The 14,140-nt window shown below is 36.9% G+C and carries 12 protein-coding genes; 6 read left to right on the top strand and 6 right to left on the bottom strand.

Annotated features, from left to right (window positions below):
• The first annotated feature begins 36 nt into the window (after positions 1-36).
• The 4 genes from RVS70_RS03270 to RVS70_RS03255 are packed head-to-tail and all read left to right on the top strand — an operon-like array spanning position 37 to position 3,984.
• Positions 37-1,137, top strand: a complete 1,101-nt coding sequence (locus RVS70_RS03270; protein WP_026682079.1) for an amidohydrolase/deacetylase family metallohydrolase — start codon at positions 37-39, stop codon at positions 1,135-1,137.
• Positions 1,115-2,218, top strand: a complete 1,104-nt coding sequence (locus RVS70_RS03265; RefSeq protein WP_321132496.1) for a DgaE family pyridoxal phosphate-dependent ammonia lyase — start codon at positions 1,115-1,117, stop codon at positions 2,216-2,218. The genes RVS70_RS03270 and RVS70_RS03265 overlap by 23 nt, the downstream gene beginning before the upstream one ends.
• A gap of 1 nt (position 2,219) precedes the next feature.
• Complete coding sequence (gene dagF, locus RVS70_RS03260; protein WP_026682081.1) at positions 2,220-2,975, top strand: 2-dehydro-3-deoxy-phosphogluconate aldolase; 756 nt, start codon at positions 2,220-2,222, stop codon at positions 2,973-2,975.
• A complete protein-coding gene (locus RVS70_RS03255) occupies positions 2,968-3,984 on the top strand; it encodes a sugar kinase (protein ID WP_121605786.1) in 1,017 nt (338 codons plus the stop codon). The genes dagF and RVS70_RS03255 overlap by 8 nt, the downstream gene beginning before the upstream one ends.
• An 83-nt stretch (positions 3,985-4,067) precedes the next feature.
• On the opposite strand, the gene RVS70_RS03250 is transcribed toward RVS70_RS03255, so the two are convergent.
• The 4 genes from RVS70_RS03250 to RVS70_RS03235 form a co-directional block, all read right to left on the bottom strand.
• The gene (locus tag RVS70_RS03250) at positions 4,068-4,763 is read right to left on the bottom strand and encodes a YesL family protein (protein WP_166530127.1); all 696 of its coding nucleotides are present in this window, start codon (positions 4,761-4,763) and stop codon (positions 4,068-4,070) included.
• A 218-nt stretch (positions 4,764-4,981) separates the two neighbouring features.
• Positions 4,982-6,592 (bottom strand): extracellular solute-binding protein, encoded by a 1,611-nt coding sequence (locus RVS70_RS03245; protein ID WP_321132515.1) that lies wholly within the window; start codon positions 6,590-6,592, stop codon positions 4,982-4,984.
• A 90-nt stretch (positions 6,593-6,682) separates the two neighbouring features.
• Entirely contained in the window at positions 6,683-7,582 is a 900-nt protein-coding gene (locus RVS70_RS03240) for a carbohydrate ABC transporter permease (protein ID WP_026682085.1), read from the bottom strand.
• A 28-nt stretch (positions 7,583-7,610) separates the two neighbouring features.
• On the bottom strand, positions 7,611-8,546 hold the full coding sequence (locus RVS70_RS03235) for an ABC transporter permease (protein WP_026682086.1): 936 nt from the start codon (positions 8,544-8,546) through the stop codon (positions 7,611-7,613).
• A gap of 414 nt (positions 8,547-8,960) precedes the next feature.
• On the opposite strand from RVS70_RS03235, the gene RVS70_RS03230 reads away from it, so the two are divergent.
• Positions 8,961-9,806, top strand: coding sequence for a lytic polysaccharide monooxygenase (locus RVS70_RS03230; protein WP_321132495.1), 846 nt, complete (start codon positions 8,961-8,963; stop codon positions 9,804-9,806).
• Between the two features lie 246 nt (positions 9,807-10,052).
• Positions 10,053-10,706, top strand: coding sequence for a hypothetical protein (locus RVS70_RS03225; protein WP_321132494.1), 654 nt, complete (start codon positions 10,053-10,055; stop codon positions 10,704-10,706).
• A gap of 474 nt (positions 10,707-11,180) precedes the next feature.
• Here the strand turns inward: RVS70_RS03225 and RVS70_RS03220 are convergent, their stop codons facing one another.
• Positions 11,181-12,215: a lactonase family protein gene (locus tag RVS70_RS03220; RefSeq protein WP_051388369.1), complete on the bottom strand. Its 1,035-nt coding sequence runs from the start codon at positions 12,213-12,215 to the stop codon at positions 11,181-11,183.
• A 20-nt stretch (positions 12,216-12,235) separates the two neighbouring features.
• Positions 12,236-14,134, bottom strand: a complete 1,899-nt coding sequence (locus tag RVS70_RS03215) for a beta-N-acetylhexosaminidase (RefSeq protein ID WP_321132493.1) — start codon at positions 14,132-14,134, stop codon at positions 12,236-12,238.
• Positions 14,135-14,140: the final 6 nt, after the last annotated feature.

The following is a 14,140-nucleotide window of genomic DNA, read 5'->3' as shown; positions in this document are numbered from 1 at the left end:
TGAAAACAATGAAATTACTGAAAAAGGATGTCTGCTATGTGTAACACCTATGTATTACATAATGTGTCACGTTTAAATCATCAAAAATACGACTTTTTTATTGAAGATGGAACAATAAAAGCTATTTCTGAGCCCAAAACTTTAAATGGAGAGCATGTAATTGATTGCACTGGTCTATACGTCTCAAGTGGCTGGATTGACTTGCATGTACACGCCTTTCCTGAATTTGATCCTTATGGGGATGATGTCGATGAAATCGGCATCAAGCAAGGAGTAACAACTGTTGTAGATGCAGGTAGTTGCGGAGCGGACCGCATTGCAGACCTCCACGAGCTATCCAAGCAGTGTAAAACAAATCTACTTGCTTTTTTGAACATCTCTAGCATTGGTCTAAAACGAATAGACGAATTATCTAATCTAAGCTGGATTAATAGTGATAAAGTGGTTAAGGCAGTGGAACAATTTCCTGACTTTATCGTCGGTCTAAAGGCAAGAATGAGTAAAAGCGTTGTAGGTGAACAAGGAATTAAGCCTCTACAATTGGCTCGTCGTTTATCTCTCATCACGAAACGCTCGTTAATGGTTCATATCGGTTCAAGTCCTCCTTATATAGAACAAATTTTCGATTTATTAGAAAAGGAAGACATCGTCACACATTTTTTGCACGGAAAGGCAAATCGTCTATTTGATAATAACGAGCACATCCATTCATTTGTTACGAAAGCAGTTAATAAAGGCATTCATTTAGATGTTGGACACGGTTCAGCAAGTTTTTCATTTCAAGTAGCCGAAGCAGCAAAAAGACAAGGATTAAAATTCGACACAATTAGTACGGATATTTATCGAAACAATCGACTTAATGGACCAGTATATAGTATGTCTAAAACACTATCTAAATTCCTCTATCTTGGTTATTCAATAGAGGAGGTAATTGCTGGCGTAACGATCAATGCTGCTAATTGGTTAAAGATGCCAAAACTCGGAAGAATTCAAGAAGGAGAACCAGCTAATTTAACTTTATTTTCAATAGAGAATAGCCCTGTAAAGCTAATTGACTCGGAAGGCGAGGAACAAATAGCTACCAAACATATTAAGGCTAAAGGAGTGTTTAAGAATGGAACGTACCTTACATGCTAACTATGGTTTAAAGCGTGTCATTAATGCAAGTGGTCGAATGAGTATTCTTGGAGTATCCGCTCCGACAGATTCCGTTATGGAAGCTATGAAGCAAGGAGGACAAAATTACGTTGAAATGGCAGATTTAGTGAATAAATCTGGTGACTACGTTGCCAATCACTTAGCCTCTGAAGCTGCTGTAATAGTTAATTCGGCATCTAGCGGAATTGTATTGTCTGTTGCTGGACTAATAACTGAGGGGAACCGTCGTAAAAGCGATCGCCTACATCAGGAACCAATTGAGAAGAATGAGGTTATCTTGTTAAAAGGTCATAATGTACACTATGGAGCCCCTATCGAAACAATGGTTTACTTAGGTGGTGGTACAGTTGTTGAAGCTGGATATGCTAATGAAGGTAACGCAGAGCATATCCGTGAAGCCATTTCATCAAAAACAGCAGCTATTCTATATGTTCAATCACATCATGCCGTACAAAAAAACATACTTTCCGTTGAGGAGGCTTATCAAGTCGCTCAAGAGAAGCAAATCCCTTTCATTGTAGATGCTGCGGCTGAAGGAGCGTTGCAAAAGTATATAAACTACGCTGATGTTGTTATTTACAGTGGATCAAAAGCAATCGAAGGGCCAACCTCCGGTATTGTCGCCGGTAGAAGAAAATACATCGAATGGATAAAGGTACAATTGCATGGAATTGGCCGAAGTATGAAAGTAGGTAAAGAGTCTATTTTTGGTTTACTTAAAGCGCTTGATGAATATGCGAATAAGCCTGATAATAGTCTACTGCAAAAAGAAGTCTTAACAGAATTAGAAGACTTAAATCATATTTCCGGTATAACTGTAACGGTTGTTCAAGATGAAGCAGGTCGAGCTATATATCGAGCACGAATTCAGATTGATGCCAATATTGCTTCGATCTCTGCAAAAAAATTAACCCAACAGCTTCGTAATGGCAATATAGCTATCTATACAAGAGATTATGGGGCGAACCAAGGTTTTTTTGATATCGACCCACGTTCATTAAAGAATGATGATATCCATATTATTAAAGAAAGTATTAAAACATACGTAGGAGGGATGTAACATGCTAGCCATCGAAAAACGGTTTTATAAGCAGCGTGTCGCATTGAATGTTTTAGCCAATAGCCCCGAAAATGCCAAAGCAGTTTTCCAAGCTGCTGAAGGACATGTTTTAATTGGAGTACTATCAAAAGATTATCAAACAATCGATAATGCTATTGCAGCTATGCAAGCTTATGGAGAAGCGATAGACGGAGCCATATCTATTGGACTAGGAGCGGGAGATAATAAACAAGCTTCTGTTGTTGCTGAAATTGTAAAGCATTATGCTTGTGACCACATTAATCAAGTATTCCCTGCTGTTGGAGCAACAAGAGCTAATTTAGGTGAACGTAATAGCTGGATTAATAGTTTAGTATCTCCTACGGAGGATCCAAACCTCGTTAAGATTTCCACTGGAGCAATTAGTGCTACTATAGAGGAGCAAGCTATTGTACCTATCAAATCTGCAATTGCTCTAATTCGCGATATGGGAGGAAATGCTATTAAATTCTTTCCTATGAAAGGACTTACAACGATTGAGGCATACAAGGCTGTTGCCAAGGCATGTGGGGAGGAAGATTTTGGATTAGAGCCTACTGGTGGAATAAATAAAGAAAACTTTAACACCATTTTGGAAATCGCATTAGCGGCAAATGTTCCTAAAATTATTCCTCATGTATACTCTTCCATTATTAGTAAACAGACTGGTGAAACAAATATTGAAGATATTTATGCGTTAACTGACATCATGAAGAAATTAGTTGATACATATGATTAAGCATATTGCCGCATTTGGTGAAGTCATGATGCGATTGCAGGTTCCTGATTACAAATTACTCTCACAAGCAGATTCATTAAACTATAGCTTTTCTGGTACAGGTGTCAATATTACCGGAGCTCTTACATGTTTTGGACATAGAGGTTCAATCGTAACCACGTTACCTGTTACTCCCCTAGGAGATGCAGCCCAATCCTTTTTGCAAAAATTAGGTATAGATTCCTCCTTTATTATACGACATGGTCAATCGCTTGGTATGTACTTTTTAGAAAATGGCTTTGGTGTTAGGCCAAGCAGAGTAACCTATTCTAATCGTATGGAGAGTAGCTTTAATACAGCGACTCACGATTTCTATCGTTTTGAGAAACTTGCTGAACAAATTGATATCGTTCATTTTTGTGGGATTACATTAGCGATGAATGATCTTGTTAGACAGCAATTAAAAACCTTTGCACATGCAGTAAAAAAAGCAGGCGGAACCATCATTTTTGATTGTAATTTCCGTCCTTCACTATGGGGAAAGAATGGCCATCATCAGGCTCGCAGCCATTATGAAGAAATATTTGAACTTGCTGATATCGTGATAATGAACGAAAAGGATGCCCTGCATACATTAGGCATGTATACAGAAAAGAAAAGTGAACGTAATCAACTTATGGACCTCATTCCAAAAGTTGCTAATTTGTATAATATTCCTATTATCGCTGGAACACATCGCAATATTCTTGATAATCAAACGCATCGTTTAATGGGTTTTTTATATAAGGAAGAAAGGTTTACGTTCTCTAATAAACGGACATTTTCCGTTTTAGATCGAATTGGAACTGGTGATGCCTTTGCTAGTGGGATTATTCACGGCTTAATCGAAGATTTTAGTAATCAGGACATTGTAGATTTTGCAGTAGCATCAGCGATTCTTGCTCATACAACTGTTGGCGATACACCAAGAGCAACAGAAAAAGAAGTACTCCAAGCAATGAAAACGTGTAGTACAGACGTAAGACGATGATAATAGTAAGAATAAAGACTAGTAACAAATGAGAAATGAATACGTATTAAAAATACTAGTTCTATTGAAACGATATTCGTATTTTATTGACTTTCGGTTGCCGCCTGTGCTTTTAAAAATATTTGATAAAAAGCAAAGAAATATACGTACGCAATAGCAGGCCCTGAGAAGAGTACTAAAAATAATGGATGAATTTGATAGATGATATACAATAAAATACTAACAGCTCCTGCAGCTGCTATTGTATAGGGTAAATGGAAAATCGCCATAAATAATGCTTTACGAATTGAATAAATGATGCTCACTTCAAAATGAACGGTATCAGCAAAAAAATAACTAGTAAAAGCAACAATAAAAATAGTAATGGCTATGAAAAAATAAAATAAGCCAGATCCAATTTCAACCGCTGCTAAATGATAGTTAAGTAACCACACAACCCAAGTAATTGTAAAGAACACACCACCTAAAAGACTACGAATATAATTTTCCTTATAAAAATTCCAGTATGCTCTTATGAATCCTTTCTTTTCTCGTTTCATCACCCATTCCCTTACTACGGCAAACATTGCAGTAGTTGCTGGAAAAAAAACAAAAGGGAACAGAGCCAATATTGTAATAGCTAGCAAATATACCTCCTCTTGTGTCTTCGCAAAAACCATACTTAAGATAGCGTAGGCAATTGGAAAATTAAAGAGAACCCATATGATATTCGTTGTCATGAACTTCATCAGCCAGTCAAATATATTATAAAGCGATTCTAGCCTTCCAGTTAGCATCATGTTTCTTCACACTCCGTTTATTCTTATAGGAGCTGGCACCAAAGGAGTCAGCTCCTATCTCAACTAAATATTACCTATCTGCAATCAACGAAGCATTTAACCCGTGGACTAGAAGTTCTATAATAACTTCCGATAGCAATCAAGTAATTTATCCCGCATATAACTGCCAGTAAATATCCGATTGGTTCCCCTTTGCATAATGACAGCTACATAATATGTTATTTGCCTAGTGTTTCTAAGTTTTTTTGCCATTCCTTAGTCTTGTATGCTAGTAAATCAGCATAACCTACGCTTTGTGCACTCTTCTCTGCCTCTTCCAATATCTTGATAACTTCTTCATCACTTTTCGCATTTAGTGCTTCCGCTCTTGCCACTTCAGCAATTTCCCCAACACTTTGTTGAATCTGGCCCTCGGTGGTTTCCGGTAATGGATCAATTCCTAAATAAGCAGTTGCATCATATTGTGTTTTCCACGTAATTTCATTTTGCCAATGCGTCGTCCAATTACGATCTTCCTGAGGTAATGTCTCTGTAAACTTAGCTTTTGCGGTGTCTAGAAAATTTGAATTTCCATTCCATTGGAAGTTTAATGTATCTTCTTCTATTTTCCCAGCACCTTCTGGGTCACTTACATACTTTTCTGTAAATTGAGGGTATCCTTCTTCATCAAAACCATCCCAGTACTTTCCTTCTGGTCCAAAAATAAGCACTGATTGCCCTTCTGGTCCTGTTAACCAATCCAAAAACGCAAATACTGCTTCTGGATCTTCAGCACTTTTCGTAATGACACTTACATTCCATCCCATCATGTCATAAGCCCCCGGATAGATATTATCTTTGTTCAACCCCGCTTTTGCGATCGGCCAAACCATAAAATAGCCATCATCCGAGTCTTCTTCCTGTAAATTGTAATGACCAGGCCGCGCTAAATCCGTAGGACTAGCAGATGCATATACAGCAACTCTACCACTCGATACTTTCTCTGTAACCATGTCGCGATCCTGTGTTAATGCATCTTGTGTAATAAGTCCTTCCCGATAAAGCTTACTGGCGTATTGTAGTGATTCGACATATTCCTCATTCGTAAAAATAGATGTTAGCTTATCTCCCTCAGGAACAGCATTTATTCTAATATTAGATGGAGACTGATTTTCTGCAAATGCTGAATATAAAACATTAATTCCCTGTCCTTCTACATCCGTTTCGAATGGTGTTATATTTGGATAATTTTCTTTTACTTGCTTTAAATAATTATATAAATCTTCTGTCGTTTCAAGAGGTGGCGAGCCTAGTTCTTCATAAATCCCTTTATTAACTACATAACCCGCATTACCAAATGGTTTTGCATTATACCAATTTGGATATTGATATAATTTTCCATCTTCAGAACGAAGCATGTTGATACCAGATTCTCCGAACCACTCTTGCAAATTTGTATATTTATCTAAGTAAGGATCGAGTGGAACCAGAGCTCCTCCTTTACGTAATCGTTCTACATCTGTTCCTTTATCCAACCATATAAAATCTGGAAGGTCATTACTTGCTATCATCGTACTAAGTCGCTGTGCCGCATTTCCCCCACCATCAATCGCAGTTATATCCACCTTTTTATTTTCTTTAATCCATTTTGTCGCTACATCTTCTCCCCAGGGTGGCATCGTATACCAATCATAATTACCAAACATCGTAATTTCCAATGGTTCTTCACCTAACTTAAATAATTCATCGTTTCCGCGTTTTTCTTTCCCTCCTGTATCGGCTTCGACATTAGATTCTTTGTCTTTACAGCCCGATATAATGATAGGTACAAAGCATAATACCATTATCATAATCCAAATTTTTCTTGATGATATCACTTTTTCATCCTCCTTATTTACAAAAATTTATCTTCAAAGCAAATGCTTTAAATAAGATGTTCCCTATTCCTTTAATGACCCTATCAAAACACCTTTAACGAAATACTTTTGCACAAATGGATAAACCATGATAATCGGCAAAGTAGCTACCATCATTACTGCCATTGACAAGGATTTACCTGTTACCGTGTTAGCTGCCTTACCCATATGTGCAGCTGCACCTGCATCTATTTGACTCATTTGCGAACTAACAGTATTTGAATTTAATACTTTTTGTAATAACGTTTGAATTGGAATTAAATTCTCTGACGTAATATAGATACTCGGAAAAAACCAATCATTCCAATGAAAAACTGCCGTAAATAAGGACAAAGTAGCAATTACAGGCCCAGATAAAGGCAGTACGATGCGGAAGAATATTCCCCAATATCCAGCTCCATCTATTTTCGCAGATTCCTCTAAACCCTTCGGTAACTGTTGAAAAAAGGTCCTAAAGATAATCATATTCCAAACTAATATTAATGATGGAATAATCATTACCCAAAACGAATCCATAAGACCAATGCCTCTCACTAGTAAAAATGTTGGTATTAAACCACCGCTAAAAAACATCGTTACAATACAAAAAACCATAAAATATTTTCTTCCTACTAGTTCCTTTTTGGAAAGCCCATAAGCTAGCATAGCTGTTGCAAGCACAGATAATATCGTACCAACAACAGTTCTAGCCACAGAGATCATAAACGCATTCACCAACCGTTTATCCTGAAAGACAATTTCATAATTATCTAAAGTAAAATCACGAGGCCAAAAAGTTACTCCTCCTAGCATAGTGTCCTGACCATTATTGAAAGAAATAACTAATGAATTCCAAAATGGATAAAACGTCACAAAAGCTAGTAATGTTAAAAAAATATATATCATTATTACCATAAAACGATCACCAAACGTTAATTTCAACATGCTGTATGCTCCCACTTTCCACTTGCGCTTACCATAGACTGTTACCACTCTTACGTGCAAGTTGATTTGCTAATGTTAATAATCCAACACTAATTACAGCTTTAAATAATCCTATTGCAGCAGCATAGGAATAGAGACCATCACTAATTCCAACCCGATATACATATGTATCAATAACATCAGATACTTCTCGTAAGACGGGATTCGAACCTAGTAGCAATAAATCTTCAAATCCAGCATTTAATAGGTTACCTATTTCTAAAATAAAGAAGATTACAATTACTGGCATAATGGATGGTATCGTTATTAAGAAAATCTGCTTCCATTTGCTAGCTCCATCTAAGGAAGCAGCCTCATATAATTGCTGATCAACTCCAGCAACTGCAGCTAAATAGACAATGGAAGCGAAGCCAATGGACTTCCATAAATTAGTGCTTATAATGATTGTCCAAAAATACTCTGGGATAGATAGAAAGTTGATTGGTTTATCAATGAGGTTTATTTTTTCTAGTGCCATGTTTAAACTTCCATTATCTGTTGCTAATATAGAAGTAGCGAACCCAGCAACAATAACCCATGATAAGAAGTGTGGAAGGTAGGTGATGGTTTGTACTGCCCGCTTAAACATCATATGTCTTACTTCATTTAACATTAATGCTAGAATAATTGGTGCAGGGAAACAGATAAGTATTTTAAGAACACTGAGAACGATAGTATTTCTCATGATTTCCAGAAAACGCGGATCCTCAAAAAAGCGTTCAAAATGCTTAAATCCTACCCATTCACTGCCAGCCATTCCTTCAAAGATATTATAATCTTGAAAAGCCATTAACACTCCATACATCGGAATATAATTAAAAATAAAGATAAACAATAGCCCCGGAATAACCATCATTTGCAGATCAAATTGCCTAAAGTATCGAGTTACAAGGCGCTGGTTTCCTTTAAATTGCCTCCTATGCATACTCTCAGCTCGCACGTAGAACATCCCCCCTAATTCAAGAAAGCGCTATCATTTGATAAGATGACTATACCAGTATTTTTTAATATTTTCAATATTTTTTTTATTATTTCTTTTAAAAATATAACAACTATAATACAAATCCATTTACTAAAAGTTGGTATATAATCACTATTTTATATAATTTTTTTACATAAGCAGGGTATAATTTACTAATTATCGGTTAATTCTTAATTTTCTGTTGATATTTATTTGTAGTGATGTATAATCTATATTAGCGAAAAGTTATAACAATTGTATAAAGGAAGGGGGAGTAGTACTGCTTTATTAAGTTACAGTTGTCTATACCTTTCAAAGCAATATTCATTCCAAATTCCCAATATACTTTTCGCATAAACCAGTTTTAGGAGGAGTATAATGAATTCGCTCACATTTATTCCGAAATCGATTAAGCTTACATTTGGGGCATTCGTTATGTTAATTTGCTCCATTGCATTTGCCAGCTCTGTCTCTGCTCATGGATATGTAAACAATCCAGAAAGCAGAAATTTATTATGCGCAGACGGAGCCAATTACGATTGTGGAGCAATTATCTATGAACCACAAAGCCTTGAAGCACCTGGGAATTTTCCAGAAGGAGGACCACCTGACGGAAAAATTGCTAGTGCAAACATTTTTTATGAGCTAGATGCGCAAACAGAGGATCGATGGGCAAAGGTTCCTATGACGAGCGGTCCATTTACTTTTGAGTGGACGTTAACAGCAGCACATGCAACAGATAAGTGGGATTACTATATTACGAAAGAAGGTTGGGACCCAAATGACCCTTTAGAGCGTTCTGACTTTGAGCTATTCTGTTCTATTAATGATAATGGAGAACGCCCGCCATTTACCGTTAATCATGATTGTGTAATTCCAGATCACACTGGATATCATGTTATTTTAGCCTATTGGGAAGTGGCCGACACAGCAAATGCTTTTTATAATGTAATTGATGCAAATTTTGACGGGGATTATGTTGAACCAGGTGACCCAAATAATCCTGATCCGGGTGATATTCCAGCTTGGGATCCTAATACTGCTTATTTAGGTGGTGATCAAGTTACCTATAACGGTGCTATTTACGAGGCGAAGTGGTGGACACGTGGTGAAACACCTGGTGAAGCTGGAGTTTGGAAGCTAGTTAGTCAAGGTACTGCATCAACTAACAACAACAGCAATTTTCTCCCTTATTTCTATTCATTAGGAACAATTTTAAAATAGGATAAGAACTGAAAATAGGCTCTTCTTCATGGAAGGAGGGTCTTTTCAAGACAGATGAATGTTGCTTTTAGTTATCTGGAGACAATTTCCTTCCTTAGTACGAGTGAGGGAAGTCCCAGATAAACTGACATTCATCATTTTCCTAAGTATGTGAAGAAATAAAGAAAATAAACGATGTTACAATGATTGAAATAATATCACAGGAGCAACTAGCACAGCAATCTATTAAAAAAAGGATCGTTGCTTATGAATAACAAGAAACAAGATCCAACACGAGAAACAGTTAGCGAACGTATGGAAAACTTTCTGTATCATTATAAATACCACACCATATTTTCTGTATTCTTACTCCTTCTTATAAGTTCATTAGGCTACACTATTATAGAAAAGCAGATTGCCAAATCGAATGCAGCAGATCAACTACCAGCAGATATAGACATCATGTTCTTTGGAAGCTATCAAGAAGAGAACCTTTCTCCCCTAAAGCACGAAATTCAACATATATTCCCTAATTGGGAAAGCATACATATTAACCTAGTGCAAACACCAAAGGAAGTAAATTCAGCAGAAGACATGGCAAACTTCCAAAAAGGTCAGATTGCAATCGAAGCAAATAAACCAGATATTTACATATTTGACCTCAATTACTTTCATCGTTTTGTAGAAGATGGACCGTTTCTTTCTCTAGATCAATTAGAGCTTTCAGCATCTGCCCAACTATTATTTTATCAAAAGGAGAATGATACGAAAGAACACCCATATGGCATAGATGTAACCAACCATTCATTGTTCACCAATTTAGCCATTCAAAAAAACACCAAAATTGCAGTAATACGTAAGGATGCTCAGAACAGTAAAAATGCCAAAGCTTTAATTAAGCAATTAGATAAGATAAAGTGAAGTTTCCATCCGTGGTGGGTTTTGTTACTCCCACGGATGGTTAGTACCACAAGGGTATGACCTAAAGGCCCTGAAACCAATCGGACATTTACTGGCAGTGGATACCACCTCTTATCCATATTGCTTTCACTTTATTCCTTGAGGTACGGGATTACTGCCAGTTATGCGGTATAGAGTAGGAATAATTTGTGAATCCAAGGCCGCATTCGTCTAAGTGCATCATGGTAGCAATGTTAGCTGAGCCAAGAGATCACCGTCAATTAGAAAGTATAGGTTTTAATATTATTTGTCTCGCTATCTCTCAATCTCTTCATTTATGCTAAATCATGCTCTAAAGCTATGCAAATTACATGATTCCATTTAACTTTGTCTAACAAAGCACTTACGAAGAGCTACTATCCAGAGGGTAACCCGTATCCTCGGATAGTAGCTCGAAGTTTTTATATCCTCTTCTCTTTTCTTTAAGTTCGCATCTTAAATAGTAGGTAAAGCTTTCAAACAAACTGGTGATTTAATCGGATACTCAATTCCTGTATACGTTGGAATTCCATCTCTCCCGAGCTTCATAAGTACGATTGTATTAGAATGCTCATTTGCTACCAAGAGCAAATTTTCATTCGGTATCAATGTAAAATTACGAGGCCATTCACCTATTGAGGATACACAGATAGCATCTGTTAATAATCCGTTACTATCTATTTTACAAATACCAATACTGTGATGACCGCGATTAGAAACATATAAATAGGACATATCATGAGAAATGTGAATATCTGCAGCATAATTAACACCTTCAAAGCTTTTCGGAATCGTCCGAACTTCTTGGATAAGCTCTAGCTTAGTAATGGAAGCATCATATTGATAGACCGCAACTTTTGAATTAAATTCATTGACAACATATATTTTCCGATGACTGTCCGCAATCGCTATATGTCTCGGCCCTGATTTAGCATTGGCTTTTAAATCATATAGTAGTATCAGTTTACCTTGCTGTTCATTAAATTCATAGAGATAGAGCCTATCTAGACCTAAATCCGTTACAACATATTTCTTCGACTTCGGAATAGACATAATGGTATGCGGATGGGAACCTTGCTTATAGACTACTTTATCCGTTAAAAGACCCAGCGAGCCATCTTTTAATACCTGATGTACAGTAGTAGTTCCTTCACCATAATTCACGGTTAATAAATGCGTTTCGTCTGTACTCAATGTTACATAACACGGACCATTTCCAGCTGTTTTCTGTCTGCTTTGTTCGGTTAGCTTATGATCAGCTTCATTTATACGATACGAAACCACTTCACCATCCTCTACTTCACTGCAAGCATATACTACATCTTGCGTGCTATTTACAGTAAGGTAGGAAGGATTCCTTATCCCTTTAACAGCTGACAAATATCTTAAATTTAGATTACTTGTTTGCAGGGATAGTACGTGTAAGGAATGATCATGTTCAGTGCCATAAGTACCTACATATACGTGATAAGCTCGAGAACTAGTTTCCATATGTATCCCTCCTTCTATCCTTAAATTGGCAGTACGTGAAAGAATACATTAGGTGATGCCATCCGATAATAATAACTTGACCATCCTAAGCCTGTAGAGTTTTCAATGTCATGATAATACAATCTTTTTTGTTCCAATTCGTCAATAAAATCGATTTCTCCACTTACATACTCATTAATTCGATAAATAGCAGTTTCCAGCCTTGACTTTAAGCCACCGTAGCGAATATCAATTACTTCCCAGCCAAACGGCTTATGCATATGTAGCCATTGTTTACGATGGGCCAAACGTAACACCTCTGCTTTATCTATTATTTCAGGAAGTACCTGATCTGCAATATGCTTTAATTCTTTGTTATCCCCTCTATCATAGGCTGCTTTTAATTGTACACCGATCGTTGCTTTCACACTCAACAATTCAGCCAACTTTTCTGGGACATCAAAAATATAATCCAACGCATTATTTCCATCTCTTGATACACGTATCTTGTTTGCTAATGCTTTGTAGTGGGAATATAAATCAAGTCCTTCCACATGTTTATCAAATAAACCCAATAATACATCTTGCCATAGTAAAAATTTTGATGGATTCGTTTGTTCCTTATTATTTGGATCTACACCAGGTATGGCATCAAGCTCATTTAATAGTAGGTAAGTCTCTGCATCAATACCGGTGCAAAACTTCACCCGATCATGAAGCTTGCTTCTATCCAACGTTCGTGCATACGCATGCTCAGCATATAATTGTAACCCTAACATTGCTGAAAAATAATTATTTTCATAACCGTCATCTCCCCATAGCGTTACAAATACGTCTTGAATACCCTCTTGTTTACAAGCCTGTAATGCCGCATCACTTGCCCCAAGAGACAAGCCATAATTTGTGGCAAATGTATTCCAAACCCATATTCCACCTGCAAAGGCAGGCTTCCTTCCGAATGCTTTGTGCTTTTTCATCATTGCCAGATATTCTTCCTTCTTCGTATGTGCATAATCCCAATACATGAGGGTAACATTCTTCGGTGTTGCTTCAATTATTTCATCAGGAATTTCAGTCATTAAATCATAATGGGCATCCCCCGTTTTAGAGGCAAGCTTCATGAACATATCACTCCACATCATTGGCATCAGTCCATTTTCGTCCACAATTTCAAGCACTCTATTCAGGTGACTAGTCATTAATTCCAATCTATCTTTATGTCCGAATTTATTTAGATACACGCCTCTCCCAAGTTCTTCTGCTTCATCCATACCAATATGAATTCGCTTACTTCGGAAAGGCTTCGTTACTGACTCTATCATGTCTCTAACAAATGTATAGGTAGCTTCACTTTCAACTAACAGTACACCGCGCGTATCCTTTAATCCACTTGCATCACTCCATTTTAAAAATTCCTCTAAATGAGCAAGTGTTTGAATACATGGTATAAGCTCAATACCAAATTGATGGGCATAATCATCCAGCTGGTTTAATTGATCTAGAGAATACCTTCCCCTCATATAACCGAAATATGGTTGGCTTTCAATTTCATATACATCCTCCATGTATAGCATTGCAGAATTAAAGCCCATTAGTGCTAGCTTACGAAGCATATCCTCAAATCGTTCTGGTTTCATTACTGCGTTTCGTGATAGGTCAAACATTGGACCAATAGTTTCAAACTGTGCATCCTCTTCAATATGGAATGTTTTTGACCGAGCATAGTTCTCTAACAACAAGCCTAATCCTCTGAAGAAAGCCGCTTTCTTATCATAGACAATTTCCCCTTGACCATTCTTTAATGAAACTGACAACCCTTTATCAGCTTGTTTAATTAAAATAGGGATACCATCTTCTGCTAATTCAAAATTCAAATCTGATTGTAATTCTTTTATTGCAGATAACAGATTATTTGTAGCGCCTTTCAGCATTAGCTTCATAACTAA

This window comes from Virgibacillus sp. M23, from assembly GCF_034190895.1.
GTDB classification, from domain to species: domain Bacteria; phylum Bacillota; class Bacilli; order Bacillales; family Amphibacillaceae; genus Virgibacillus; species Virgibacillus salarius.
Note: the sequence above shows the minus strand (reverse complement) of the source record. Positions and strands in the feature narration are given on the sequence as shown.